Source organism: Gordonia spumicola (assembly GCF_009932475.1).
In the GTDB taxonomy this organism is placed as follows: Bacteria; Actinomycetota; Actinomycetes; order Mycobacteriales; family Mycobacteriaceae; genus Gordonia; species Gordonia spumicola.
On record NZ_BJOV01000003.1, the window covers coordinates 659,954 to 684,342 of the forward strand.

22 protein-coding genes and 1 tRNA gene are annotated in these 24,389 nt (G+C 68.2%); 9 read left to right on the forward strand and 14 right to left on the reverse strand.

Annotation, left to right across the window (positions count from 1 at the left end; genetic code table 11):
• Window positions 1-7: 7 nt before the first annotated feature.
• From GYB83_RS09135 to GYB83_RS09155, 5 genes are all read right to left on the reverse strand, one after another.
• On the reverse strand, window positions 8-1,231 hold the full coding sequence (locus GYB83_RS09135; RefSeq protein WP_161895186.1) for an acyl-CoA dehydrogenase family protein: 1,224 nt from the start codon (window positions 1,229-1,231) through the stop codon (window positions 8-10).
• 1 nt (window position 1,232) lies between these two features.
• Window positions 1,233-2,243 carry a phosphotransferase family protein gene (locus GYB83_RS09140; protein WP_161895187.1) on the reverse strand — a complete coding sequence of 337 codons (1,011 nt, stop codon included), beginning with the start codon at window positions 2,241-2,243 and terminating at the stop codon, window positions 1,233-1,235.
• Complete coding sequence (locus GYB83_RS09145; RefSeq protein WP_161895188.1) at window positions 2,243-2,695, reverse strand: MaoC family dehydratase; 453 nt, start codon at window positions 2,693-2,695, stop codon at window positions 2,243-2,245. The genes GYB83_RS09140 and GYB83_RS09145 overlap by 1 nt, the downstream gene beginning before the upstream one ends.
• 4 nt (window positions 2,696-2,699) lie before the next feature.
• Window positions 2,700-3,455 carry an SDR family oxidoreductase gene (locus GYB83_RS09150; protein WP_161895189.1) on the reverse strand — a complete coding sequence of 252 codons (756 nt, stop codon included), beginning with the start codon at window positions 3,453-3,455 and terminating at the stop codon, window positions 2,700-2,702.
• 275 nt (window positions 3,456-3,730) lie between these two features.
• A complete protein-coding gene (locus tag GYB83_RS09155) occupies window positions 3,731-4,783 on the reverse strand; it encodes a helix-turn-helix domain-containing protein (protein WP_161895190.1) in 1,053 nt (350 codons plus the stop codon).
• 203 nt (window positions 4,784-4,986) lie between these two features.
• On the opposite strand from GYB83_RS09155, the gene GYB83_RS09160 reads away from it, so the two are divergent.
• Together GYB83_RS09160 and GYB83_RS23380 are read left to right on the forward strand one after the other, a co-directional pair.
• Window positions 4,987-6,285 (forward strand): IS256 family transposase, encoded by a 1,299-nt coding sequence (locus GYB83_RS09160; protein WP_161894958.1) that lies wholly within the window; start codon window positions 4,987-4,989, stop codon window positions 6,283-6,285.
• A gap of 194 nt (window positions 6,286-6,479) precedes the next feature.
• On the forward strand, window positions 6,480-7,022 hold the full coding sequence (locus GYB83_RS23380; protein ID WP_186349750.1) for a hypothetical protein: 543 nt from the start codon (window positions 6,480-6,482) through the stop codon (window positions 7,020-7,022).
• Between the two features lie 172 nt (window positions 7,023-7,194).
• On the opposite strand, the gene fgd is transcribed toward GYB83_RS23380, so the two are convergent.
• Entirely contained in the window at window positions 7,195-8,205 is a 1,011-nt protein-coding gene (fgd, locus tag GYB83_RS09165) for a glucose-6-phosphate dehydrogenase (coenzyme-F420) (protein ID WP_161895191.1), read from the reverse strand.
• A 40-nt stretch (window positions 8,206-8,245) separates the two neighbouring features.
• Complete coding sequence (locus GYB83_RS09170; RefSeq protein WP_161895192.1) at window positions 8,246-9,430, reverse strand: acyl-CoA dehydrogenase family protein; 1,185 nt, start codon at window positions 9,428-9,430, stop codon at window positions 8,246-8,248.
• Window positions 9,431-9,593: 163 nt separating this feature from the next.
• Between GYB83_RS09170 and GYB83_RS09175 the strand changes: the two genes are divergently transcribed.
• Window positions 9,594-13,481 (forward strand): Pls/PosA family non-ribosomal peptide synthetase, encoded by a 3,888-nt coding sequence (locus GYB83_RS09175; protein WP_161895193.1) that lies wholly within the window; start codon window positions 9,594-9,596, stop codon window positions 13,479-13,481.
• A 10-nt stretch (window positions 13,482-13,491) separates the two neighbouring features.
• Here the strand turns inward: GYB83_RS09175 and GYB83_RS09180 are convergent, their stop codons facing one another.
• From GYB83_RS09180 to GYB83_RS09190, 3 genes are read right to left on the reverse strand one after another with little or no spacing between them, the layout of a single operon-like run.
• Window positions 13,492-13,749 (reverse strand): variant leucine-rich repeat-containing protein, encoded by a 258-nt coding sequence (locus GYB83_RS09180; RefSeq protein WP_161895194.1) that lies wholly within the window; start codon window positions 13,747-13,749, stop codon window positions 13,492-13,494.
• A 39-nt stretch (window positions 13,750-13,788) separates the two neighbouring features.
• Window positions 13,789-14,172, reverse strand: a complete 384-nt coding sequence (locus GYB83_RS09185) for a hypothetical protein (protein WP_161895195.1) — start codon at window positions 14,170-14,172, stop codon at window positions 13,789-13,791.
• Window position 14,173: 1 nt separating this feature from the next.
• Window positions 14,174-14,620: a hypothetical protein gene (locus GYB83_RS09190; protein WP_161895196.1), complete on the reverse strand. Its 447-nt coding sequence runs from the start codon at window positions 14,618-14,620 to the stop codon at window positions 14,174-14,176.
• 163 nt (window positions 14,621-14,783) lie between these two features.
• On the opposite strand from GYB83_RS09190, the gene GYB83_RS09195 reads away from it, so the two are divergent.
• Window positions 14,784-16,169 carry a M1 family metallopeptidase gene (locus GYB83_RS09195; RefSeq protein WP_371865028.1) on the forward strand — a complete coding sequence of 462 codons (1,386 nt, stop codon included), beginning with the start codon at window positions 14,784-14,786 and terminating at the stop codon, window positions 16,167-16,169.
• 143 nt (window positions 16,170-16,312) lie between these two features.
• Here GYB83_RS09195 and GYB83_RS09200 read toward each other — a convergent pair whose 3' ends face one another.
• The gene (locus tag GYB83_RS09200; protein WP_161895198.1) at window positions 16,313-16,915 is read right to left on the reverse strand and encodes a dTDP-4-dehydrorhamnose 3,5-epimerase family protein; all 603 of its coding nucleotides are present in this window, start codon (window positions 16,913-16,915) and stop codon (window positions 16,313-16,315) included.
• A gap of 4 nt (window positions 16,916-16,919) precedes the next feature.
• The gene (rfbA, locus tag GYB83_RS09205) at window positions 16,920-17,795 is read right to left on the reverse strand and encodes a glucose-1-phosphate thymidylyltransferase RfbA (protein WP_161895199.1); all 876 of its coding nucleotides are present in this window, start codon (window positions 17,793-17,795) and stop codon (window positions 16,920-16,922) included.
• 57 nt (window positions 17,796-17,852) lie between these two features.
• On the opposite strand from rfbA, the gene rfbB reads away from it, so the two are divergent.
• The gene (gene rfbB, locus GYB83_RS09210; RefSeq protein ID WP_161895200.1) at window positions 17,853-18,872 is read left to right on the forward strand and encodes a dTDP-glucose 4,6-dehydratase; all 1,020 of its coding nucleotides are present in this window, start codon (window positions 17,853-17,855) and stop codon (window positions 18,870-18,872) included.
• Entirely contained in the window at window positions 18,869-19,888 is a 1,020-nt protein-coding gene (gene galE, locus GYB83_RS09215) for a UDP-glucose 4-epimerase GalE (protein WP_161895201.1), read from the forward strand. Before rfbB ends, galE begins: the two co-directional genes overlap by 4 nt.
• Window positions 19,889-19,987: 99 nt before the next feature.
• On the opposite strand, the gene GYB83_RS09220 is transcribed toward galE, so the two are convergent.
• Together GYB83_RS09220 and GYB83_RS09225 are read right to left on the reverse strand one after the other, a co-directional pair.
• Window positions 19,988-21,244 carry an MFS transporter gene (locus tag GYB83_RS09220; RefSeq protein ID WP_161895202.1) on the reverse strand — a complete coding sequence of 419 codons (1,257 nt, stop codon included), beginning with the start codon at window positions 21,242-21,244 and terminating at the stop codon, window positions 19,988-19,990.
• Window positions 21,241-21,870 carry a GntR family transcriptional regulator gene (locus GYB83_RS09225; RefSeq protein ID WP_186349751.1) on the reverse strand — a complete coding sequence of 210 codons (630 nt, stop codon included), beginning with the start codon at window positions 21,868-21,870 and terminating at the stop codon, window positions 21,241-21,243. The genes GYB83_RS09220 and GYB83_RS09225 overlap by 4 nt, the downstream gene beginning before the upstream one ends.
• A 171-nt stretch (window positions 21,871-22,041) precedes the next feature.
• Here GYB83_RS09225 and GYB83_RS09230 point away from each other — a divergent pair, with 171 nt between their 5' ends.
• The 3 genes from GYB83_RS09230 (at window position 22,042) to GYB83_RS09240 (ending at window position 24,266) form a co-directional block, all read left to right on the forward strand.
• A complete protein-coding gene (locus tag GYB83_RS09230; protein WP_161895203.1) occupies window positions 22,042-23,226 on the forward strand; it encodes an NAD(P)-dependent malic enzyme in 1,185 nt (394 codons plus the stop codon).
• 41 nt (window positions 23,227-23,267) lie between these two features.
• Window positions 23,268-24,122: an arylamine N-acetyltransferase family protein gene (locus tag GYB83_RS09235; RefSeq protein WP_161895204.1), complete on the forward strand. Its 855-nt coding sequence runs from the start codon at window positions 23,268-23,270 to the stop codon at window positions 24,120-24,122.
• Between the two features lie 68 nt (window positions 24,123-24,190).
• Window positions 24,191-24,266, forward strand: a tRNA-Thr gene (locus GYB83_RS09240).
• Window positions 24,267-24,389: the final 123 nt, after the last annotated feature.

Here is a 24,389-nt window from a genome sequence, read left to right on the forward strand (position 1 = left end):
CAAATGTTCAGCTGTTCTGACGCTTGCGGATCTCCGCCTTGGCGAGGGAGTTCTTGTGGACCTCGTCGGGGCCGTCCGCGAAGCGGAGGGTGCGGATAGCGGCGTACGACTCGGCCAGCGGGAAGTCCTGCGAGAGACCGCCCGCGCCGTGCACCTGGATCGCCTTGTCGAGGATCCACTGGACGGTCCGCGGCGTGGCGATCTTGATCGCCTGGATCTCCGTGTGCGCGCCCTTGTTGCCCACGGTGTCCATGAGCCACGCCGTCTTCAAGACGAGCAGACGCAGCTGTTCGACGCGGACGCGCGATTCGGCGATCCAGTCGCGGATCACGCCCTGCTCGGCGAGCGGACGGCCGAAGGCGACGCGACCCGTCGCGCGGTCGCACATCATCTCGATGGCACGCTCGGCGAGACCGATCGCACGCATGCAGTGATGGATGCGGCCCGGCCCGAGGCGGGCCTGCGCGATCGCGAAACCGGCGCCCTCCGCCGCGATGACGTTCGACACCGGCACCCGGACGTCGGTGAACCGCAGTTCGGCGTGACCGCCGTGGCTGTGATCGTCGTACCCGAACACCTCCATCGGACGGACCACGTCGAGCCCCGGGGTGTCGCGCGGGACGAGGACCTGCGACTGCTGCGCGTGACGCGGCGCCGACGGATCCGTCTTGCCCATGACGATGAAGATCTTGGCGTTCGGGTTCATCGCGCCGGTGATCCACCATTTGCGGCCGTTGATCACGTACTCGTCGCCGTCGCGCACGATCGACAGTTCGATGTTCGTGGCGTCCGAGCTGGCGACGTCGGGCTCGGTCATCGCGAACGCCGATCGGATCTGTCCCTCCAGCAGCGGCTCCAGCCACTGGGCCTTCTGCTCGTCGGTGCCGAACTCGTTCAGCACCTCCATGTTGCCGGTGTCCGGGGCGGCGCAGTTGAACACGGCAGGCGCGAGATGCCCGCTGCGACCCGTGATCTCGGCGAGCGGCGCGTACTGCAGATTCGTCAGACCCGCGCCTCGTTCACCGGGCAGGAAGAAGTTCCAGTACCCGCGGCTGCGGGCCTCGGCGCGCAACTCCTGCAGGATCGGCGTCGAGTCCCACGCCCACCGGTCGTCGCCTGCGGCGAGCAGCTGGTCGTGGAAGACCTTCTCGGCCGGGTAGATGTGCGACTCCATGAACGCGGTGACGCCCTCGATGAGGTCCGCGGTCTTCGCGTCGTATCCGAAATCCATGTCAGTTCTCCTTCAGAGCGGCCAGTCCGGCGTCGAGCAGCGGGAACACGCCCGCACCGACGTCGGCGAAACCCTCGCCGACGGTCTGGCCCTGGCCGAATCGGTAGTAGATGCCTTCGACGATGCCCGCGAGTTTGAAGCTGGCGAGGGCGAGGTAGAAACTTAAATCGCCGAGATCGCGGCCCGACGCCGCCGCGTAGCGGGCGATCACCTCGTCTTCCGACAGGTAGCCGGGCGCCAGGTTCACGTCGCTGACGGCGCCCTCGGCGATGGTCGCGAAGCGCGCGTAGACGAGCATCAGGGCGAGGTCGGTGAGAGAGTCGCCGATGGTGGCGAGTTCCCAGTCGACGACGGCGGCGGGCTTGTCGTCGGGGTCGACGAGCACGTTGTCGAGGCGGTAGTCGCCGTGGACGATGCCCGGCGTCGCATCCGCCGGGACGCGGTCGACGAGCTTGGCGTACAACGCCTCCATCGTGGGCAGGTCGCGCGTGTGGGCGGCGGCGAACTGCTTGCGCCACCGCTCCACCTGGCGTCCGAGGAAACCCTCGGGACGACCGGCGTCGGCCAGTCCGACGGCACTCGGGTCCACCTGGTGCAGGTCGACGAGCGTGTCGATGAGCCGTTCCGAGATCGCGCGAGTCCGATCGTCGCCGAGCGCACGCAACTCGTGCTGCGAGCGGTACGGGACGCCGTTCACGTCGGACATCACATAGAACGGCGCGCCGAGGACGTCGACGTCGTCGCAGAACGCGTACATGTGCGGGACCGGGACCGGCGTGGGTCCAAGCGCGGACATCATCCGATGCTCGCGGCCCATGTCGTGCGCGGTCGCCATCAGCTTCCCGACGGGCGGCCGACGCAGAATCCACGTCGACGCGCCGTCGGAGACGCGGTAGGTGAGGTTCGACTTGCCGCCCGCGATGAGCGTGGCGGTCAGATCGCTCCCGGCGCCGTCGACGTGCGACGGCAGCCAGGAACCGAGAACCTCGAGATCGAGACCCGGCGTCTCCATCAGAACACCACGACCGTGACGGTCTCGGCGACGCACACGGGCTTGTCCCCGCCCTCGCGCTCGACAGTCACTCGGGTCACCACCTGGTAGCCGGCGCCGGTCTCGGTGACCGAGGCGATCTCCACGCCCGCCCTGACGCGGGAGCCGACGGGGACGTTCGCCGGGAACCGCACCTTGTTGCTGCCGTAGTTGATGCCCATGGTGGTGCCCTCGACCTTGTACACCTGCCACGACAGCATCGGGATCAGCGACAACGTGAGGTAGCCGTGGGCGATTGTCGTGCCGAACGGACCGGACGCGGCCTTCTCCGGATCGACGTGGATCCACTGATGATCGCCGGTCGCCTCGGCGAACAGGTCGATGCGCTTCTGATCGATCTCCACCCAGTCGGAGTATCCGAGGTGTTCGCCGACTGCGGCGAGGAGTTCGTCGGCGCCGTTGAGGATGCGCATGGAGTCAGTCCTTCGGTCCGCCGGCGACGTACAGCACCTGGCCGGAGACGAAGCCCGCGCCCTCGCTGGCGTAGAAGCTGACCGCGTGGGCGATGTCGGCCGGCTCGCCGACGCGCTGAACGGGGATCTCGCGTGCGGCCGCGGTCTTGAAGTCGTCGAACGTGATGCCCATGCGCTCGGCGGTGGCCGCCGTCATCTCGGTGGCGATGAAGCCGGGGGCGATCGCGTTGGCGGTGACGCCGAAGCGCCCCAGCTCGAGGGCGAGCGTCTTGGTGAATCCCTGCATGCCTGCCTTGGCCGCCGAGTAGTTCACCTGGCCGCGGTTGCCGAGCGCCGACGTCGACGACAGGTTGACGATGCGACCCCACTTCTCCTTGGTCTGGTGGACCTGGACCTCGCGCGACATCAGGAATGCGCCGCGCAGGTGGACCGCCATGACCGCGTCCCAGTCGGAGACGGTCATCTTGAAGATCAGGTTGTCGCGGATGATGCCCGCGTTGTTGACCAGGATCGTCGGTGCGCCGAGTTCGGCGGCGACGCGCTCGACGGCGGCCTTCACGGCGCCCTCGTCGGAGACGTCGGCTCCGACGGCGATGGCACGCCCACCGGCCGCGGTGATGCCGTCGACGACGCTCTGGCAGGCGGCCTCGTCGAGGTCGAGGACGGCGACGGCGTGACCGTCGGACGACAGGCGGCGAGCCACTTCGGCCCCGATTCCGCGGGCTGCTCCGGTGACGATCGCTACGCGCTGGGTGGTCATGAATGCTCCTTCGATGGTGGATCCGCTGCCATGCATGGTCCGCCGGTGAGCCCGGCGTCGCAGGGCTTTCGCGAGGACACCGTCAACAGTTCACCGACGCTCGAGCCCACCAACACCATGCTAAGCAAGCGCTTAGTTACTGGTGATGCCCACTATGCCGCACGGTGTGACCCGCGTCAACCACTTCCGTGAGGATGACTGCCGACACCTCCTCGAACAGCAGAGAGCCCCGCACGGACTTCACGTCCGTGCGGGGCTCTCCGGAGTTCACTGAGTCAGGACATGACCTGCTGGCGGTACTCCACCGGGCCGACGCCGTGACGCGCCTTGAAGCGATTGCGGAAGGTCGCGACCGACCGAAAACCGGACGCGGCCGAGATGTTGCCGATCGGCAGCCACGGATTGGCGATCAGCATCTCGCGGGCGGTCTCGATGCGCGAGTCCGCGATGCGGGTCGCGAGCGAGTTCTCGGTGTTCTCGAACAACCGGTACAGCTGACGACGCGACAGATGCAGTTCCGCGGCGATCGAATCGGGCGTGAAGTCGGGGTCGCGGTGGCGACGCGCGATCAGGTCGAGCGCGGCCTGATGATTGAACAGCGAGTCGTCCTGCAGGACGTAGCGGTCGTCCGACGCGAGTTCGGCGAGGGCCGCGGTCACGAGGTCGATGGCGGCGAGTTCGGTGTCGCCCGCGGGAGCGGGGAGATCCGCGGCCGCGGTGTCGGCGGCGAAGCGCCGGACGAAGCCCGCGGCGGCACGCGACAACGGGCTCCGCGTATTGATCGGACGACGCGGCTGCTCCGCGATGTAGCGGTGCTTGCCGAGCAGTGCCAGCGGGATGACCAGACCCGACGGGTCGGAGACGGCGGCCGTCGTGAGCTGGAACGGCGTCGACGTCGAGACGAACAGCAGGTCGCCCGCACCGTAGGCGTGCTCCTGCGACGCCTGCCGGACCACGGACTTGCCGCGCATCGATGTGACGGTCACCAGGAGAAGTTCCGACGGGTTGGCCTTGATGCTCTCGGCCGTGCACTCCATGCGGACGGCCGAGTGCAGCGCACAGAAGGTGCCCATCATCGACAGTGCGCGCGAGTAGCGGACGGCGCGGAACTGTTCGGGGTCGTGCGAGGTGACCTCGATGTCGGTGTTCCACTCCGCGACACCGGCGCTGCCGATGAAGCGGTCGGGGCGCGCCATGCGCTGACGTTCGATGCCGAGCCGCGCTTCCCAGGCGGCGACGGTACGAGGCGTCAGCTGCGTGCCGAGCGTCATCGCGTCGTGGTTTCGTGCGTGGGGCGGTCGCGCCGTCACCTGGGCAGGGCGCGTCATATTCATGGTTGTCATAAGAGATGACCTCAAAAGTTCGGGGTTTCAAGGTCGGCTTGGGAGGGAGCCGAGGCGGATGCCGGGGCGTGTCAGATGGTCTGTGTAAGCGGTGAGGTTCAACCCTGAAGGGAACCGCTGTAGTGACTATCAATGATGATGTGAGCGTGGATGATTCGCGTGCAGATCGACGACAGAAGCAGACCGAGATGGCCAGTGAGTTGGTGGCATCGGGTGCGTTGGATGAGGTGTTCGCTCGTATCGATGCCGGCGAGCCGGTCGGCGGGCAGGACGGACTACTGAGCTCGCTCCTCAAAGCCACCCTCGAACGCGGCATGAACGCGGAGCTGACCGAGCATCTCGGGTACGAGGCCGGAGACCCCGAAGCAGCATCGTTTCCGAACTCGCGCAACGGATTCAGCGCGAAGACGGTCGCTTCCGAGGTCGGCGATGTGGATCTGGCCATCCCGCGCGATCGGGACGGGACGTTCACCCCGATGCTCGTGCGCAAGGGCCAACGCCGCCTCGATGGTCTGGACGCGATGATCGTCTCGCTATACGCGGGCGGGATGACGGTCCGCGATATCGCCCACCACCTTGCGTCGACGATCGGCACCGAACTCTCGCACGAGACGATCTCGAAGGTGACCGAGGAAGTCGCCGACGAGGTCGCGACCTGGCAACACCGTGATCTCGACGCTCTGTATCCGGTGATGTACCTCGACGCGATCGTGGTCAAGATCCGCGATGGCGCACACGTGCGGAACAAGGCCGCCCACCTCGCCGTCGGCGTGGACATGGACGGGGTCAAACACGTTCTCGGGATTTGGATCCAACAGAGCGAAGGCGCGAAGTTCTGGGCGTCGGTGTGCGCGGAACTGCGTAACCGCGGCGTACAGGACGTGTTGATCGTGTGCTGCGACGGGCTGACCGGGTTCGCTGAAGCCGTCGAGGCCACGTGGCCGCACGCAACAGTCCAAACGTGCGTGGTGCATCTGATCCGGGCCTCGATGCGGTTCGTCTCCTACAGCGACCGTAAAGCCGTGGTGCGCTTGCTCAAGCCGATTTATCAAGCGCCGACCGAGCACGCTGCCGCGGACGCGTTAGACGCGTTCGCGGACTCGGATATGGGCCGAAAGTACGTGTCGGCGGTTAAAACGTTCCGCGATGCGTGGGAACGGTTCATTCCGTTTCTGGCGTTTCCACCGGAGTTGCGGCGGGTCATCTACACCACGAACAGTATTGAGTCACTGAACTATCAACTGCGCAAGGTCACGAAGAACCGGGGGCATTTCCCGAACGACGCGGCCGCGATGAAGCTGTTATGGCTGGCCATCGGCAACATCGAGGACAAACGAGCTCGCGAGCGCATCAAGGAACAAGGACTTCCCTCGCACAAACGCAAAGCCGCGGGGCGGCTCGTGGAAGGCGCGGTCACCACGAACTGGAAACGAGCGCTCGAGCAACTCTCACTGACCTACCCCGAACGTATCGACCATCACCTCTAAACCGAACACCTGACCGACTTACACAGAAATCTTGACAGGCTCGGATGCCGTGATGAACGTTACTTCCACGAGCAAGCACTAGCCAGAGTTTCCGGAAAAAATTTGATCGATCGATCGGAACAGGTTCGCGGTACTGTGTACGGACGCCCGATTCCGGGCCCGACCGCTGGACCGTCTCGCCCGAGGAGCAACCGTTGACTCAGCCGCCGAACCCGCCGTCGTCCGACGAGCCGGTGGCGAGCGAACCGCAGCTTGCGCCCTACCAGCCCGCGGACCCCGCATCCGAGCCGCTGCAGTCTCCCGTCGAGGGGACCGAGTACGCGCAGACTCCCTACGGCCCCGTGCCGACCGACCTGTACGGCAGCCCGACCGCCGTCGCCGCGGCTGCGGACAAGGCCGCCGTCAACACCGTCGTCCGGCGCTGGCAGATCATCACGACGGTCGCCTGCGCCGCCGCGGCCCTCGTGATCCTCGGCTTCTTCATCGTCGGCCAGAAGAGCGGCAGTCCCGCCCCGACCCGCACCGTCACCTCCGTCGCCACCGAGACGGAGACCGAGACCGGCCGCAACACCACGAAGGTCAAGACCCAGACCGCCACCGAGACCAACGAGCACACCCGGACCGCGACGGAGACCGACACCGTCACCCGCACGCGCACCGCGACGGTCACCGAAACCGAGACAGAGACCGAGACGACGACCGTCTACACACCGTCTCCGGCAGCTCCCGCCAACTGACGTCGGCCCTCCTCGAGCGAGCCTCCCGCGATCCCTTCCGCTCCTTGAACGAGCGTGCCCTTCCGCCCCTTGAGCGAGCTTGCCCTTCCGTTCCTTGAGCGAGCTTGCGAGTCGAAAGGCGCTGCGTGACAAAACCTTTCGACTCGCTTCGCTCGCTCGAGGAGCGAGGAGTTCAGGCGAGCTTGCGGAGTTCGGGAACGACGTCTTCGGTGAAGGCTTCGAGGAAGCGGCGCTGATCGGCCCCGGGGCTGTGGAAGACAAGGTGGTTGAGGCCCGCGTCGATGTACTGCTTGATCTGGGCGACGGCGTCGTCGGGGGTGGAGGCGATGATCCACCGCTTGGCGACCTGCTCGATGGGCAGCTCGTCGGCGAGACGTTCCATCTCGACCGAGCTGGTGACGGAGTGCTTCTGCTCCGGCGTCAGCGACAGCGGGGCCCAGAAGCGGGTCTGTTCGAGGGCCCGGTCGGGGTCGCGGTCGTAGGAGATCTTGATCTCGATCATCTTGTCGATGGCGTCGACGTCGCGTTCGGCCTTGGCCGCGCCCTCGGTGACGGCGGGGATCAGCTTCTCGGTGTACAGCTCCATGCCCTTGCCCGAGGTGCAGATGAAGCCGTCGCCCGCGCGCCCGGCGTACCGCGCGACGACGGGTCCGCCCGCGGCGATGTACACGGGCACCGGGTTCTCCGGGATGTCGTACATGTACGCGCCCTTGGTGGAGTAGTAGTCGCCCTCGAAATCGACCTGGTCGCCGGTCCACAGTTCGCGCATGAGGCGAACCGACTCGCGCAGACGCGCGAAACGCTCCTTGAACTCGGGCCATTCGCCTTGGAAGCCGGTGGCGTACTCGTTGAGGGCCTCGCCGGTCCCGACGCCGAGCATCACGCGGTCCGGGTACAGGCACGCCATGGTCGCGAACGCCTGCGCGACGACGGCCGGGTTGTAGCGGAACGTCGGCGTCATCACCGACGTCCCCATCTGGATGCGTTCGGTGCGTTCGCCGACGGCCGTCATCCACGCGATGGAGAACGGGGCGTGGCCGCCGTTGTGGCGCCACGGCTGGAAGTGGTCGCTGACCGTCACCGAGTCGAGGCCGAATTCTTCGGCGGCGACACCGAGTTCGACGAGGTCGCGGGGGCCGAACTGTTCTGCGGATGCCTTGAGGCCGAGTTTGAGCGGAGCCATGCTTCTCCTTGTGTGCGAGTGGGGTGGGAGGGATGAGTGGTCAGCGGAAGGCGTCGTACCCGGTGAGGGCCTTGCCGATCATCAGCTGATGCATCTCGCTGGTGCCCTCGTAGGTGAGGACCGATTCCAGGTTGTTGGCGTGCCGGATCACCGGGTACTCGAGGGTGATCCCGTTGGCGCCGAGGATGGTTCGGCATTCGCGGGCGACGGCGATCGCCTCCCGCACGTTGTTGAGCTTGCCGAGACTGATCTGCTCGGGACGGATGGCCCCGGCGTCCTTCATGCGTCCGAGGTGCATCGCGAGGAGGAACGCCTTGCCGACTTCGAGCGCCATGTCGGCGAGTTTGGCCTGGGTGAGCTGGTAGCCGCCGAGCGAGCGGCCGAACACCTCGCGGTCGTCCGCATAGCGCAGCGCGGTCTCCAGACAGTCGCGGGCGGCGCCGACCGCGCCGAACACGATGCCGAAACGGGCTTCGTTGAGGCAGCTGAGCGGTCCGCGCATGCCCTGCACACCGGGCAGCACCGCGTCGGCGGGGAGGCGGACGTCCTCCAGCACGAGTTCGCCGGTCACCGACGCGCGCAGCGACATCTTGTGCTTGATCTCGTTCGCCGTGAAACCGGGGGTGTCGGTCGGGACGACGAAGCCGCGGATGCCGCGCCCGCCCGCGTCGGGGTCGGTCTGCGCCCAGACGACGGCGACGTCGGCGACCGGCCCGTTCGTGATCCACATCTTGGCACCGTTCAGGATCCAGTCGTCGCCGTCGCGCCGGGCGTTGGTCCGCATCCCGGCGGGGTTCGAACCGAAGTCGGGTTCGGTGAGTCCGAAGCAGCCGATGGCCTCGCCACGCGCCATCGCGGGCAGCCACCGATCCTTCTGCTCGTCGCTGCCGAAGGCGTGGATCGCGTACATCGAGAGCGAGCCCTGCACGGAGACGAAGCTCCGCAGCCCGCTGTCGACCGCCTCCGCCTCCAGGCACGCCAGCCCGTAGGCGGTGGCCGACGCCCCGGCGCAGCCGTACCCGTCCAGGTGCATGCCGAACAGACCCAGTTCACCCAGCTCGAGGGCGAGGTCGCGGACGGGCAGCGCACCGTCCTCGAACCACTCCGCGACATGCGGCCGGAGCCGCTTGGCTCCGAAGCCTCGGACGGTCTCCACGATCGACCGTTCCTCGTCGTCGATGAGTCCGGCGAAGCCGAACAGATCGTCCACGCTGATGCCTGCCATTCACGTCTCCCGTCGTCGGCGCGGTGTGGGCGGTCACACTCCGAATCCACCATACGGTCACGCACTGCATCGCCTGCACTGCGGAGGAGCCTCCCGTGGGGCAAAATGACTCCGACGCGGGACTGCTCGCGTCGGCTGACGACACCTCGAAGGGGAAGCACACGTGCCGATACCAGCGGAGTTCCTGCTCGGCGACCAGGCGCCGGCCGGACGCACCCTGTGCGACGTCCTCGCGTCGACCGCGCGCACGCACCCCGACGCACCGGCGATCGACGACGGCGACCAGATCGTCACCTACTCCGAACTGATCGCACTGGTCCGGCGCGTCAGCGGACGACTGTCCGCGATCGGCGTCGGCCGCGGACACCGCGTCGGCATCCGCATGCCGTCCGGCTCCCGCGACCTCTACATCGCGATCCTCGCCACGTTGTGGGTGGGTGCGGCCTACGTCCCGGTGGACGCCGACGATCCCGACGAGCGCGCCGAGCTGGTGTTCGGCGAGGCCGACATCGACGCGTTGTTCGACGCCGACGGCGTGCACCCGCAGTCCGGCCGCGACGCCACCGCGCCGCTCGACGGGCCCATCGCACCGGTAGGGACGTCGCCCGCCACACAGACCGACGACGCGTGGATCATCTTCACCTCCGGTTCCACCGGCAAGCCGAAGGGCGTGGCCGTCACTCACCGCAACGCCGCGGCGTTCGTCGACGCGGAGGCCGCCCTGTTCCTGCGGGACGAGCCGCTCGGCCCCGACGACCGCGTGCTCGCCGGCCTGTCGGTGGCGTTCGACGCGTCGTGTGAGGAGATGTGGCTCGCCTGGCGCAGCGGGGCCTGCCTGGTCCCGGCGCCGCGCGCACTCGTCCGATCGGGCATGGACCTCGGCCCGTGGCTGGTCAAGCGCGACATCAACGTCGTCTCGACGGTCCCGACCCTCGCCTCGATGTGGCCCGCCGAGGCGATCGAGGCCGTCCGCCTGCTGATCTTCGGCGGCGAGGCGTGCCCGCCCGAGCTGTCGGACCGTCTCGCGACCGACGACCGCGAGGTGTGGAACACGTACGGCCCCACCGAGGCGACAGTCGTCGCGTGCGCGTCGCCGCTGCGGCGCGGAGAGCCCGTCCGGATCGGCATGCCGCTGATCGGCTGGGACCTGGCCGTCGTCGACGCGAACGGCGAGCCCGTCGCCGAAGGCCAGTCCGGCGAACTGGTGATCGGCGGCGTCGGCCTGGCCCGCTACCTCGACCCGGTCAAGGACGCCGAGAAGTACGCGCCCGCACCCGCCCTCGGATGGGAGCGCGCCTACCGCAGCGGCGACATCGTCACCCTCGACAGTCGCGGACTGCTGTTCGTCGGACGCGCCGACGACCAGGTCAAGATCGGCGGCCGACGCATCGAGCTCGGTGAGGTCGACAACGCGCTGCAGAATCTGCCCGGCGTGTCCGGCGCGGCCGCCGCCGTCCGCAAGACCGGCTCGGGCTCGTCGATCCTCGTCGGGTACCTGGCCTCCGCCGACACCGATTTCGACGTCGCCGCCGCCCAGGCCCGACTCCGGGAGGAGTTGCCCGCCGCGCTCGTCCCCCGGCTGGTCCTGCTCGACGAACTGCCGACCCGCACATCCGGCAAGGTCGACCGCGACGCCTTGCCGTGGCCGGTCGTCGGCGCCGACGCGGGCGACGGGCCGTCCGACCTGTCGGGCACCGAGGCCTGGCTGGCACAGCAGTGGGCCGACGTCCTCGGGGTGTCCGTCGGCAGCGCGAAGGCCGACTTCTTCGCCGAAGGCGGCGGGTCGCTGTCGGCGGCGCAGCTCGTCACGGCGCTGCGCACCCGGTACCCGGAGATCACCGTCGCCGACCTGTACGACCACCCGCGGCTCGGGTCGCTCGCCGAGATGCTCGACGCGCTCGACCCGTCGGCCGCGGTGGAGCCGCGCATCGTGAAGCCCGTGCCGCCGTCGACCGGCGTCGCGCAGACCATCGCCTCCATCCCGCTCGCGACGCTCACCGGCATCCAGTGGGTCACCTGGTTGGGTGTCGCGAACAACGTCGGACGCGCCGCCGCCTCAGGCCTCGGCTACGACCCGGTCTGGTTGATCGAGGTGAACTGGTGGTGGCTGCTCGCCGCGTTCATCGTCTTCGTGACGCCGATCGGCCGCATGAGCATCGCCGCCGTCGGCGCACGACTGCTGCTGGCCGGAGTGGGCCCCGGCGACTATCCGCGCGGCGGCGGGGTGCACATCCGCCTGTGGACCGCCGAACGACTCATGGCGGCCAGCGGTGCGCACAACCTGTCGGGAGCCCCGTGGATGCCGTCGCTGGCTCGCGCGCTCGGCGCCACCATCGGCAAGGACGTCGACCTGCACTCCCTGCCTCCCGTCACCGGCCTGTTGCGGATCGGCGACGGCGCGGCGATCGAACCCGAGGTCGACCTCGCGGGCTGGTGGCTCGACGGCGACGTCCTGCACGTCGGCGAGCTAGTCGTGAAGCCCGGCGCCACCGTCGGCAGCCGCTCGACGCTGCTGCCGGGCGCCGTCGTCGGACGCGACGCCATCGTCGATCCCGGCTCGGCCGTCGTCGGCAAGGTCAAGTCTCGTCAGCGCTGGGGCGGATCGCCCGCGGTGAAACTCGGCAAGGCGAAATCCGAGTGGCCCACTCAGCGGCCTCAGACGCGGCGCTGGTGGGTCGCCGTCTACGGTGCGACGGCGCTCGTCATCTCCGGCATCCCGCTGGTCTCGCTGGCCGCGGGCCTGGCCGTCGCGGGCAGTTGGGCGCTATCGGCGGACCGACTGCGCACCGCCACGTGGCGCATGCTGGCCCTCGCCCCCGCGGGTGCGCTCGCCGCGATGGTCGTGTTCGCGCTGCTCACGCTCATCCTGGTGCGCCTCGCATCGATCGGCATGACCGCGGGCGTCCACCCGGTCCGCTCGCGAGTGGGCTGGCAGGTGTGGGCCACCGAACGCATGATGGACGCCGCCCGCACCTACCTGTTCCCGCTGTACGCGAGCCTGTTGACGCCGTGGTGGTTCCGCGCGCTCGGCGCCGACATCGGCAAGGCCGCCGAGATCTCGACAGCGTTGGTCATCCCGAAGTTCACGACGGTCGGCGACGAATCGTTCCTGGCCGACGACACCCTCGTCGCGTCGTACGAGCTGGGCGGCGGCTGGATGCGGATCGGCGAGGCGAAGGTCGGCAAGCGCGCCTTCCTCGGCAACTCGGGAATGATCGCGCCCGATCGGAAGGTCCCCAAGAACGGTCTCGTCGCCGTCCTGTCGGCTGCTCCGCAGAAGGCCAAGAGCGGGTCGAGTTGGCTCGGCAGCCCGCCGGTCCGACTGCGCCGTACGGCCAACGAGTCCGACTCGTCGCGCACTTTCGCTCCGGGGTTCGGCGTCAAACTGGCCCGCGCGATCGTCGAGACGCTGCGCCTGGTGGCGGTCATGGTCTCGTTCACGATCGGCGTCGCCGTCCTGTTCGCCCTGCAGATCACCGCCGACAAGCACGGCGTGGTCATCGCGGCCCTGGTCAGCGGGCTGGTCCTGCTGGCCGCCGGGGCCGTCGCGGGCGCCGTCGCATGTGTCGCGAAGTGGACGGTCGTCGGACCCATCCGCCCCTCCGAGCATCCCCTGTGGAGTTCGTTCGTCTGGCGGAACGAACTGTCGGACGCGTTCGTCGAGACCGTCGCCGCACCGTGGTTCGCGAATGCCGCCACCGGCACCCCGGTTCTCAACCTGTGGCTGCGGTCGCTCGGCGCGAAGATCGGAAAGGGCGTGTGGTGCGAGTCGTACTGGCTGCCCGAGGCCGACCTCGTCGAACTCGGCGACGGGGCCAACGTGCAGCGCGGCTGCGTCGTCCAGACGCACCTGTTCCACGATCGTGTGATGGCGATCGACGCCGTCCGGCTGGAGGCCGGAGCCACGCTCGGACCGCACTGCGTGGCACTCCCCGCCTCGGGTGTCGGGGAGTCTGCGACTGTCGGACCCGCGTCGCTCGTGATGCGCGGCGACGTCGTCCCCGCTCACACCACGTGGCAGGGCAATCCCATCGCTCCGTGGACGCCCTGAGCCGTTCGAGTCAGCGCGGTCGGCGAGCCAGTTCCGCGTTGACGGCGGGATCGCCGAGAGAACCGAGCCAGGTCAGCAGATCGTCGTAGGTGGCGGGGTTGCGGGCGAGTGCGGGCCGCAGGTGCGGCGCGTCGGCCGCGATCCGGTTGAGCACCTCGGCCGGCGTCGACGGGTCTGCGGCCATCGCCTCGGTGAATCCGCCCTGCGCCGGCATCGCGGGCGTGCTCGGGACATTCGGCGCACTGTGGATGTTCGGCGAGCTCGGCATGCCCGGCGAACTCGGGATGTTCGGCGAGCTCGGGTACCCTTACTGCTGTTGTTGACCGGGCTGCTGATGTTGAACAGGCTGCTGGTGACCGGGCGCGTAGCCCGTCGGGGCCCGCGACGGTCCGGACAGCGACTTCAGCGCGTCCATCGTCTGGTTCACGTTCGCGAACGGCGGCATCCCGCGGAATACGAGGAAGGCGTAGAAACCGCCGACCAGCAGGATCGCGAGGCCGACCAGCAGCCACGACGTCACCATGATCAACACCGACACCACGACCACCACGCCCGCGACGATGAGCGCGTTGCGCACCGGCTCGGCCATCGGCTGGCGAGGAGCCGTCGGCCGCATCGGCGGCTGCTGGCCGTACGGCTGCTGCGGCCCCTGCCCGTACGGCTGAGGCTGCGGATATTGAGGACCGGTCATGTCAGTTGCACTCCGCTCGGATGTGGGACGTCTTCGACGAGATCGACGACCACGTGATGAAGCCGGAGCCGCCCGCGTTGCCGAGGTTGTCGCCGTCCTCCTGAACTCCCTCGTCGTCGTAGTCCTTGGCGACGGATGCGAGCTCGTCGACCTCGGACGTCACGTCGTACGTGCTGTCGTCGTCGAAGGCCGACTTCAGGCTCGAGTACGCGGAGCACAGCTCGCTGCGTGAGGAGTGGCTGGTGAAACTGCCGCTCGACCCGACGAACATGCCGATGAACCCGATCACCAGGAGCACGCCCAGCACGGCGGGGAGCGGCGGGACACCGCTCAGACCCGCGAGCGGCGACGTGTTCTGCTGCGGGTACCCGGGTTGCGGATAGCCCGGCTGACCTGCAGCTTGTTGATTCCAGCCACCTGGCTGGTTGGACGGCTGCTGGGGATACATGCCCACCTGTCTTCGTCATCGGCACACCGCGGGCAGTCGCGGCCACTGTCCATCACACAGGTTCACCGTCCACGACCGGAAGAGGAACCCGCCGATTTCACCTCATCGGTTGAGTGCCGACGTCTAGAGACTCGGCGCGCCTGCCGGCCGTGCCGCGGCTACGATGGAGCCCGACCGGACGACAGACGGAGAGGTAGTGCGGAACAAACCGAACGCGCAGGAGCCGACGCTCGCCGGAGGCCACCACGAACTCGATCCGTACCTGCCTCGAAGCGGCAACCTCGGGTACCGCATCTCCCGGTACGCGTTGGTCCTCGACTACCGCGTGTCGAGCAACCGTCTCGCGGGGGTCGCGACGATCACCGCGACGTCGTACCAGCGGCTGACCCGTTTCACCCTCGACCTCGCGACGTCGTTGCGCGTGGACCGCGTGACCGTCAACGGCTCCCGAGTCCGCTTCTCGCACAGGTCGGGCAAGCTGTCGGTGACCCCTGCCGACCCGATCCCGCCGGGCGGTGCGATGACCGTCGTCGTCCGCTACAACGGCAATCCTCGACCGGTCCGCAGCCAGTGGGGGACGGTCGGCTGGGAGGAGCTCGACGACGGCTCGCTCTGCGCCAATCAACCGAACGGCGCGCCGTCGTGGTTCCCGTGCGACGACCATCCCGAGGCCAAGGCCCCGTTCCACATCGAGATCACCACGGACAGCCCGTATCACACGCTGGCGAACGGACGACTGGTGTCGAAGCAGCGTCGCGCCGCGATGACGACGTGGGTGTACGACCAGGTGGAGCCGATGTCGACCTATCTGGCGTCGATCCAGATCGGACAATACGACCGTCGCGTCCTGTCCGACGGCGACGTGCCCGTCCACGCTCTGGTGCCGAGGCGACTGTCGGCCGAGTTCGACGTCAGCTTCGCCCGCCAGGTCAAGATGGTCGACGCGTTCACCGAGATGTTCGGCCCGTACCCGTTCCCCCAGTACACCGCGGTCGTGACCGACGACGAACTCGACATCCCGCTGGAGGCGCAGAGCTTCTCGACGTTCGGGTCGAATCACTGCGACGGCACCCTCGATCATGAGCGGCTCATCGCCCACGAGCTGGCGCATCAGTGGTTCGGCAATTCCGTGACGTGTGCCCGCTGGCAGGACATCTGGCTGCACGAGGGTTTCGCCTGCTACTCGGAGTGGCTGTGGAGCCAGCACAGCGGGGGCCGGTCGGCCGACGAGTGGGCGCGCCACTACTACGAGAAGCTGCAGCACACGCGCTTCACCACGCCGCTCGCCGATCCCGGCCCGTCACAGATGTTCGACGACTGGGTGTACAAGCGCGGAGCCATCACCCTGCACGCACTGCGTCTGCGCATCGGCGACGGCGACTTCTTCGCCCTTCTGCGCCGCTGGACCGACAAGTACCGCTACCGGACCGTCACGACGGAGGATTTCGTCGCCCTCGCGTCGACGTTCACCTCGACACCCCTCGGCGACATCTGGCGCGACTGGCTGCACACCCCCGCACTTCCCCCGTTCCCCCACCTGCATCCCTGAGATCGGTTGATCCATCGCGGTCCGGCGACGTATCGCCGCCGGTCACCGATAGATCGACCGATTTCGGGAGGGCGTGAGCTTGTCCTGCGGTCTTCCTGGCGGGACGTAGAGAAAGAGCCTTCATCGTCCGGGAGGCGACCGCTCTACCGCTGTCCCCCGTTCGGTCCCGTTCGCGGCAACAGTCCGAGTCGTTGGGCCTCGGCGAGGCCCGGGGCGGCTACGTCCTTATCCGAGAGCCGGTACTCGAGCGGGCTCCCGTCACGTCCGACGCGCGGCCAGTCGATGCCGAGCGTCTCGTCGAGCGGATTCACGCCGTGCTCGGCGGCCGGGTTGTACCCGGTGGAGCAGAGGTAGGTGACGGTGGAGCCGTCCATCAGCGAGCAGAACCCGTGTCCCAGTCCTTCGGCCAGGTAGACGGCCTTCCGATTGGTGTCGTCGAGCAGCACGGCGTCCCATTTCCCGAACGTCGACGACCCGACGCGCAGGTCGACGACCACGTCGAGGACCGCTCCGACGTTGCACGTCACATACTTCGCCTGACCGGGTGGGACATCGGCGAAATGGATGCCACGCAACACGCCCGCGGCCGACACCGAGGTGTTGACCTGGGCCAACTCGAATCGGTGACCGATCGTCTCGGCGAGGAGGTCGCCCTTGAACGCCTCCAGAAAGAGACCGCGGTCGTCTCCGTGCTGAGCGGGGGTGAACTCCCACGCGCCCGGGATGGTCAGTTCTCGAACCTTCATGTGTCTACAGTTCCCGTCCACGGTCGAGGAGGTCGTACAGGTATGCGCCGTAGCCCGACTTCACGAGGGCCGCGGCGCGCTCGCGCAGATGCGCGTCGTCGATGTAGCCGAGCCGCCACGCGATCTCCTCGGGCACCGCGATCTTCAGTCCCTGTCGCTCCTCGACCGTCCGGACGAAGTTCCCGGCGTCGAGCAGCGAATCGAAGGTGCCCGTGTCGAGCCAGGCGGTTCCGCGCGGGAGGACGGTCACGCTGAGCTTCCCGCGGCGCAAGTACTCGGCGTTGACGTCGGTGATCTCGTATTCGCCGCGGGCCGACGGCTCCAGGCCGCGCGCGATGTCGACGACGTCGTTGTCGTAGAAGTAGAGCCCCGGCACCGCGTAGCGGGACTTCGGCCGCGTCGGCTTCTCCTCGAGGGAGACGGCCGTCCCGTCCGCGTCGAACTCGACGACGCCGTACGCTGTCGGATCGGCGACTCGGTAGGCGAAGATCGCGCCGCCGTCGACGTCGCCGAAGCCCTGCAGCCTGCTGCCGAGGCCCGGGCCGTAGAAGATGTTGTCACCGAGGACGAGGGCCGCGGCGTCGTCGCCGATGTGATCGGCTCCGAGCACGAACGCCTGCGCCAGCCCCTTCGGCTCGGGCTGCACGGCGTAGTCGATGCGGACGCCGAACTGCGATCCGTCGCCGAGGAGATGCCGGAACGACTCGCTGTCGTGCGGGGTCGTCACGACGAGGATGTCCCGCACGCCCGCCAGCATCAGCGTCGAGAGCGGGTAGTAGATCATCGGCTTGTCGTAGACGGGCACGAGCTGCTTGCTGACGCCCTGCGTGATCGGGTGCAGACGCGACCCGGTGCCACCGGCGAGGATGATTCCGCGCATGCTGCAAGCCTATCGGTACAGTTGAGGGACCATTCGAAGCCACACCTACGGAGACCCATGCGAGTCCTGGTGACCGGCGGAGCCGGGTTCATCGGAGCCAACTTCGTCCTGTCCACCCTGTCCACCCGACCGGACGTCGACGTGACGGTGCTCGACAAGTTCACCTACGCCGCCAACCCGTCGACGCTGGCTCCGGTCGCAGACCGGGTGCGCGTGGTCCGCGGCGACATCGCCGACGCCGCCGTGGTCGACCGGCTGGTGGGCGAGGCCGATCTGGTGGTGAACTTCGCGGCCGAATCGCACAACGACAACTCGCTCGCCGACCCGTCGTCGTTCGTGCAGACCAATCTCGTCGGGACGTACACGCTGCTCGAAGCGGTCCGCCGCCACGGCGCCCGACTGCATCACGTGAGCACCGACGAGGTGTACGGCGACCTCGACCTCGACGACCCGGCGCGCTTCACCGAGGAGACGGCGTACAACCCGTCGAGCCCCTACAGCTCGACCAAGGCGGGCAGCGACCTGCTGGTCCGGGCCTGGGTCCGGTCGTTCGGGATCACCGCGACGATCTCGAACTGCTCCAACAACTACGGCCCGTACCAGCACGTGGAGAAGTTCATCCCCCGCCAGATCACCAACGTCCTGACGCGGGTCCGACCCAAGCTGTACGGCGACGGCCGCAACGTCCGCGACTGGATCCACGTCGACGACCACAACGACGCCGTCTGGACCATCATCGACCGCGGCGAGCCCGGCGAGACCTACCTCATCGGAGCCGACGGCGAGGTCGACAACCGCACCGTCGTCGAGACCATCCTGGAGATGCTCGGGCAGCCGCGCGACGCGTTCGACTTCGTCACCGACCGCGCGGGCCACGACCGCCGCTACGCCATCGACTCGACACGCCTGCGGACCGAACTCGGGTGGACGCCCCGCTACACGGACTTCGCGTCTGGGCTGGCCGCGACCGTCGACTGGTATCGCACCCATCAGGATTGGTGGGGACCCGCCAAGGACGACGTGGAACGCTCGTACGCACAGACCCAACAGGTCATCGACCCCGAAGGAGACCGATGAAGGTCCTCGTCACAGGAGGAGCGGGCTACATCGGCTCCCACACCGTCCTGCAGTTGCTCGCCGCCGGACACGACGTGGTGATCGCCGACGACTTCAGCAACTCGAAGCCGAGCATCATCCCCCGTCTGGTCGAGCTGTCGGGGACGCCGGTCACCGTCTACACGATCGACCTCACCGACGAGGCCGCCACCGACGGCCTGTTCGCGGTCGAGAACATCGACGCCGTCATCCACTTCGCGGGCTTCAAGGCCGTCGGCGAGTCGGTCGCGAAGCCGATCTCCTACTACCGCACCAACATCGACACGGCACTGTCGGTGCTGCGGGCGATGGACGCCCACGGGGTGCGGACGTTCGTGTTCTCGTCGTCGGCCACCGTCTACGGCGAGAATCCCGTCCGGGAGCGCACCGAGGACATGCCGACGTCCGCGACCAACCCGTACGGGTGGACGAAGGTGATGATCGAGCAGATCCTGCGCGACGTCGCCGTCGCCGACGACTCGTGGCGCATCGCGCTCCTGCGGTATTTCAACCCGGTCGGCGCGCACCCGAGCGGCGACATCGGCGAGGACCCGAACGGCGTCCCCAACAACCTGATGCCGTTCGTCGCACAGGTCGCCGTCGGACGCCGCGAGAAGCTGGCTGTCTTCGGCGACGACTACGACACCCCCGACGGCACCGGTCTGCGCGACTACATCCACGTCGACGATCTCGCCGCGGGCCATCTCGCCGCGTTGGACGCGATCGCCGTCGGCGACCGCCCGTTGTCGGTGTGGAATCTCGGCAGCGGCCAGGCGGTGTCGGTGTTGGATGTCGTCAACGCGTTCGCTCAGGCCAGCGGCAGGGATGTCCCCTACGAGATCGTCCCCCGTCGCGCGGGCGACCTCCCCGCGTACTGGGCAGACCCGTCGAAGGCGAACGCCGAACTCGGCTGGACCGCGACTCGCACGATCGACGACATGTGCGCCGACGCCTGGCGGTGGCAGTCTAAGAACCCGAACGGCTTCCCCGACGCCTGACTGCTCCGCCCCGGCCGTCGAGGACCTTTCGACTCGCTTCGCTCGCTCAAAAAACGGGCGGGGACCCCGTCCTTGAGCGAGCGAAGCGAGTCGAAGCGTCTAGCGAGGAGAACCTTCAGCGCCGGCGAGATCCACTTCCATCTCGCGAGGACGGACGCTGTGGGGTCCGGCGATCGACGTCCGGTTGCCGATGACGACGACAGCCACCGCGAGCAGCGCCATCGCGATGCCGAAACCGAACATATGCGGGTAGCCGACGGACGGGAACCGCTCGGTGACCGCGGCCATGATCGCCGGTGATGCGAAGCCGAGGTAGGTGAGACCGTAGAACACCGCGGTCAGGCCGCCGAGGTCGTCGGGGCCTGCGATGCGCTGGACTTCGAGCAGCCCGGAGATCAACGCCATGCCGTATCCGCAGCCGAGGACGGCCGCGGCCAGCAGTGCGATCGGGATCGACGTGGTGTTCGCGGCGACGATCGCCAGGGCGAGGCCGCCGACGACCATCGCCAGGGCGATGACCATCGTCCGCGGGGAACCCGGCTTGTCGATGCGGCGGCCGAGGGTCTGGATGAAGAACCCGGCGGTGAGTCCGACGACGCAGCACAAGCCCGCGAACGCGATGGCCCAGGTGGAGGTCTTCTCCGTCATGATCGCCGGGATCACCGCGTACGCGACGGCGCAGGCGCCGAACACCCAGGGCGCGACCGGCGCGACCATCACCCAGAATCGGGGGTGACGTGCCGAGCGGATCCGCAGGTCGTCGCGGAGACGACGACCGGTGTCGACCGCCTGCCGCGACTCGGGAGCCCCGAGCAATGCGACGAACGAGATCACCGCCAGCGCGATGTTCACCGCGTACGACAGCTGGTTCGGCCACGGTGCCCACTGCGCGAGGATCGCGGCGAGGCCTGCGCCGATGCCGAAACCCGAGGTCAACGACAGCGCGGCACGCCGGGCGCCCGCCGTCGCGGAAGCGCCGTCGGCGTCGGAGAGTTCCTTGATCCAGCTCCCGCCGACGGCCATCGCGAGGCCGAGGGCCACGCCGCTCAAGACGCGGCCGATCGACAGCAGCGCCACCGAGCCTGAGCCGCACGCGAGCAGCAGTGATCCGGCCGCGGCGATCAGCGGCGACGGCAGCATCAACGGGCGTCGCCCGAATCGGTCGGACAGGGGTCCGCCGATGAGGAGCGCCGGGACGATGCCGATCACGTAGGTGAACAGGAGGAGGTCGACGGCGACCGGCGCGATGTCGGTCGTCGTGCGGTACATGACGAGCAGCGGGGTGAACTCGTTGCCGCCCCATGCCGCGGTGAAGACGGCGAGCGAGACGGCCTGCCAGCCTGCGAAACGTTTCATCGGGGCCCTCCCGGGATGTCGTGGACGCCGCTGAGGTGTGCGGCGAGACCCGAGGCGAACTCGTCGGCGTCGCCCGCGGCGATGGTCGCGGCGAGCGCCTCGTGGTCGGCGAAGATCTGGTCGGCGACGGCTCCTCCACGGTGCAGACGGGTGGTCGTCATGCGGCGGTGCCGTTCGCCGAGCGAGACGTACATGTCGGCGAGCAGCGCGTTGTCTCCCGCGGCGACGATCAACTGGTGGAATTCGGCGTCGAGGACTGCGAACTCGGACAGGTCGGCGTTCCGGTGTCGCTCGAGGTTGTCGGCGAGCGCTCGTCCGAGGTCGGCGAGTTCTTCGGGCCTGCCGACGACGGACCGTACCGCGTGACTCTCGATGAGGACGCGCGCGTCGAGGACGTCCCTGGCCTCCCGGTCGCTCACGGGCACGATGAAGGCTCCCCGTTTCGGGTACAGGCGCATCCAGCCTTCGGCGGCCAGGCGCAGGAACGCCTCGCGCACCGGCGTCCTGCTCACGTTGCAGCGGTCGGCGATCTCGCCTTCGCTGATGAGGTCTCCGCCGCGCAGGGCGCTCGTGAGGATCTGCTCCTTCACGTCCGCGTAGACGCGGTCGGCCGCCGAATCAGTCATAGATACATGATAGATACTTTTGGTTCCCATGTCGTGTCGGCGGGTCGTTTCGCAGGTCCGCCGCCAGGCGGAATGCACGACGGTGACAGAATCGGTTCGGACCTGCGCGATGTATCCCGCATCACCTCGCTTCGAGCGCCCTTCGCCGGGCCGACGTCAAGGAGAACACCCGTGACCAGCACCGACTCCCTCGCGAACCACCCGATCACCGACGACGAGATCTTCCGCTCCCACGTGGGCGGCAAGCTGTCCGTCGAGTTGGCGTCCCCGATCGCCACGCAGCGGGACCTGTCGATCGCGTACACGCCGGGCGTCGCGCAGGTCTCGCGCGCCATCGCGAAAGACGTCTCCCTCGTCGACGAGTACACGTGGACCAAGCGTCTGGTGGCCGTCGTCTCCGACGGCACCGCGGTGCTGGGCCTCGGCGACATCGGCCCGCGCGCGTCGCTCCCCGTCATGGAGGGGAAGTCGGCGTTGTTCCGGACCTTCGCCGGACTCAACTCGATCCCGATCGTCCTCGACACCACCGATCCGGACGAGATCGTCGAGACGCTGATCCGCCTGCGCCCGAGCTTCGGCGCCGTGAACCTCGAGGACATCTCGGCCCCACGCTGCTTCGAGATCGAGCGCCGCGTGATCGAGGCGCTCGACTGCCCGGTGATGCACGATGACCAGCACGGCACCGCGATCGTCGTCCTGGCCGCCCTCAAGGGCGCGACCGCACACCTCGGCAAGGACGTCACGACGCTCAAGATCGTCATCTCCGGCGCGGGTGCGGCCGGCGTCGCGTGCGCGAACATCCTGCGTGCCGCGGGCGTCCCGGACATCGTGGTCCTCGACTCGAAGGGCATCGTCGGCGGTCACCGCGACGATCTGAACGAGTTCAAGTCGGAACTGGCCGCGTGGAGCAACCCGCGGGGACTGACCGGCGGCGCGGCGGAGGCGCTGGACGGCGCGGACGTGTTCCTCGGCGTGTCCGCGGGCCTGATCGACGAGTCGTTCATCGCGTCGATGAACGACGACGCGATCGTCTTCGCGCTGTCGAATCCCGATCCGGAGATCCACCCCGAGACCGCGAAGAAGCACGCCGCGGTGGTCGCGACGGGCCGCAGCGACTTCCCGAATCAGATCAACAACGTCCTCGCGTTCCCCGGCGTCTTCGCGGGCGCGCTCGACGCCGACGCGCGCCGCATCACCGAGGGCATGAAGATCGCCGCGGCGGAGGCCATCTTCGGTGTGGTGGGCGACGACCTCGCGGCCGACCACATCGTCCCGAGCCCGCTCGATCCGCGCGTGGCACCCGCCGTCGCCGCTGCCGTCGCCGACGCCGCTCGCGCGGAAGGCGTGACCCGGTAACTCGATCGCGCCCGGCGGGCGTCGCGGGCAGAATGGCGCTCATGGGATTGTGGAGCGGAGACGACCTCGACCTGTCGGCGTACCTGAGGCGGATCGGCGTCGCCGACGGTCCCCCGCCGACGCTCGACACCCTCCGCGCGTTGCATCGCGCGCACACGACGTCGATCCCGTTCGAGAATCTGGAGATCATTCTCGGCCGCGGCCTGCCGCTCGACCTGGCATCGGTTCAGACGAAACTGATCGACTCGCCGCGCGGCGGGTACTGCTTCGAACACGTCGGATTGTTCGCGGCCGCGTTGGAACGTCTCGGGTTCACGTTCACGCCGATCATCGGCCGCATCACGCTCGGCGCCGACTGGACCGGACGACCCGCGACGCACGCACTCGTGATCGTCGAGGTCGACGGCGTCCGTCATCTGTGCGATGTCGGCTTCGGTCGAGGACCGCTAGAACCGATCGAACTGCGCGACGGCGTCGAGGCGGACCAGGACGGGTGGCGGTTCCGGCTGGGGTCGTCGCCGGTCGGCGACCTCTTCGACACCACTCGGTGGACGCTGTCGCAGTTCGACGGCGAGTGGGTGGAGCGGCATTCGTTCGTCCTCACCCCGCAGACGCCGACGGACTACCGGGTGGGCAATCACTTCGTGTCGACGTCGCCGCGGTCCCCGTTCGTGACACGGCCGTTCGTCCAGCGCTTCGCCGTCGACGAGCACGTCACTCTCGACGGCGACACCGTCACCACCCGGCGCCCCGACGGTTCGATCCTCACACGGAACGTGGCGGCCGAAGAACTCCCCGCCATTCTCGCCGAGTCGTTCGCCATCTCCCTGACCTCGGACGACGCCGCGTCCCTCGTCACCCTGGAAGCCAGCCGTCGCGCGTCCGCCGCCACCTGACCACCCCGTTTTGCTCCCAAGGCCACCCACTCTGTAGCATCATCTGCGCTGCCTGCCACAGGCCGCACGCCGCCTTAGCTCAGTCGGTAGAGCGAGTCACTCGTAATGACTAGGTCAGGAGTTCGATTCTCCTAGGCGGCTCCATGAAAATGCAGGTCAGACAACGTCTGACCTGCATTTCTGGTTTCGACTACCCCACCGCACGCCACAACATGGGGCAATCGGGTCACAACGGCCAGCCTTCACCCAACTACCAGTACCGTCTAG

Coding starts and splice junctions, on each gene's coding strand:
- GYB83_RS09135 (WP_161895186.1), bottom strand. CDS start 1,231: ATGGATTTCGGATACGACGCGAAGACCGCGGACCTCATCGAGGGCGTC.
- GYB83_RS09140 (WP_161895187.1), bottom strand. CDS start 2,243: ATGGAGACGCCGGGTCTCGATCTCGAGGTTCTCGGTTCCTGGCTGCCG.
- GYB83_RS09145 (WP_161895188.1), bottom strand. CDS start 2,695: ATGCGCATCCTCAACGGCGCCGACGAACTCCTCGCCGCAGTCGGCGAA.
- GYB83_RS09150 (WP_161895189.1), bottom strand. CDS start 3,455: ATGACCACCCAGCGCGTAGCGATCGTCACCGGAGCAGCCCGCGGAATC.
- GYB83_RS09155 (WP_161895190.1), bottom strand. CDS start 4,783: ATGACGCGCCCTGCCCAGGTGACGGCGCGACCGCCCCACGCACGAAAC.
- GYB83_RS09160 (WP_161894958.1), top strand. CDS start 4,987: ATGGCCAGTGAGTTGGTGGCATCGGGTGCGTTGGATGAGGTGTTCGCT.
- fgd (WP_161895191.1), bottom strand. CDS start 8,205: ATGGCTCCGCTCAAACTCGGCCTCAAGGCATCCGCAGAACAGTTCGGC.
- GYB83_RS09170 (WP_161895192.1), bottom strand. CDS start 9,430: ATGGCAGGCATCAGCGTGGACGATCTGTTCGGCTTCGCCGGACTCATC.
- GYB83_RS09180 (WP_161895194.1), bottom strand. CDS start 13,749: ATGCCGAGCTCGCCGAACATCCACAGTGCGCCGAATGTCCCGAGCACG.
- GYB83_RS09185 (WP_161895195.1), bottom strand. CDS start 14,172: ATGACCGGTCCTCAATATCCGCAGCCTCAGCCGTACGGGCAGGGGCCG.
- GYB83_RS09190 (WP_161895196.1), bottom strand. CDS start 14,620: ATGTATCCCCAGCAGCCGTCCAACCAGCCAGGTGGCTGGAATCAACAA.
- GYB83_RS09195 (WP_371865028.1), top strand. CDS start 14,784: ATGGAGCCCGACCGGACGACAGACGGAGAGGTAGTGCGGAACAAACCG.
- GYB83_RS09200 (WP_161895198.1), bottom strand. CDS start 16,915: ATGAAGGTTCGAGAACTGACCATCCCGGGCGCGTGGGAGTTCACCCCC.
- rfbA (WP_161895199.1), bottom strand. CDS start 17,795: ATGCGCGGAATCATCCTCGCCGGTGGCACCGGGTCGCGTCTGCACCCG.
- rfbB (WP_161895200.1), top strand. CDS start 17,853: ATGCGAGTCCTGGTGACCGGCGGAGCCGGGTTCATCGGAGCCAACTTC.
- galE (WP_161895201.1), top strand. CDS start 18,869: ATGAAGGTCCTCGTCACAGGAGGAGCGGGCTACATCGGCTCCCACACC.
- GYB83_RS09220 (WP_161895202.1), bottom strand. CDS start 21,244: ATGAAACGTTTCGCAGGCTGGCAGGCCGTCTCGCTCGCCGTCTTCACC.
- GYB83_RS09225 (WP_186349751.1), bottom strand. CDS start 21,870: ATGACTGATTCGGCGGCCGACCGCGTCTACGCGGACGTGAAGGAGCAG.
- GYB83_RS09235 (WP_161895204.1), top strand. CDS start 23,268: ATGGGATTGTGGAGCGGAGACGACCTCGACCTGTCGGCGTACCTGAGG.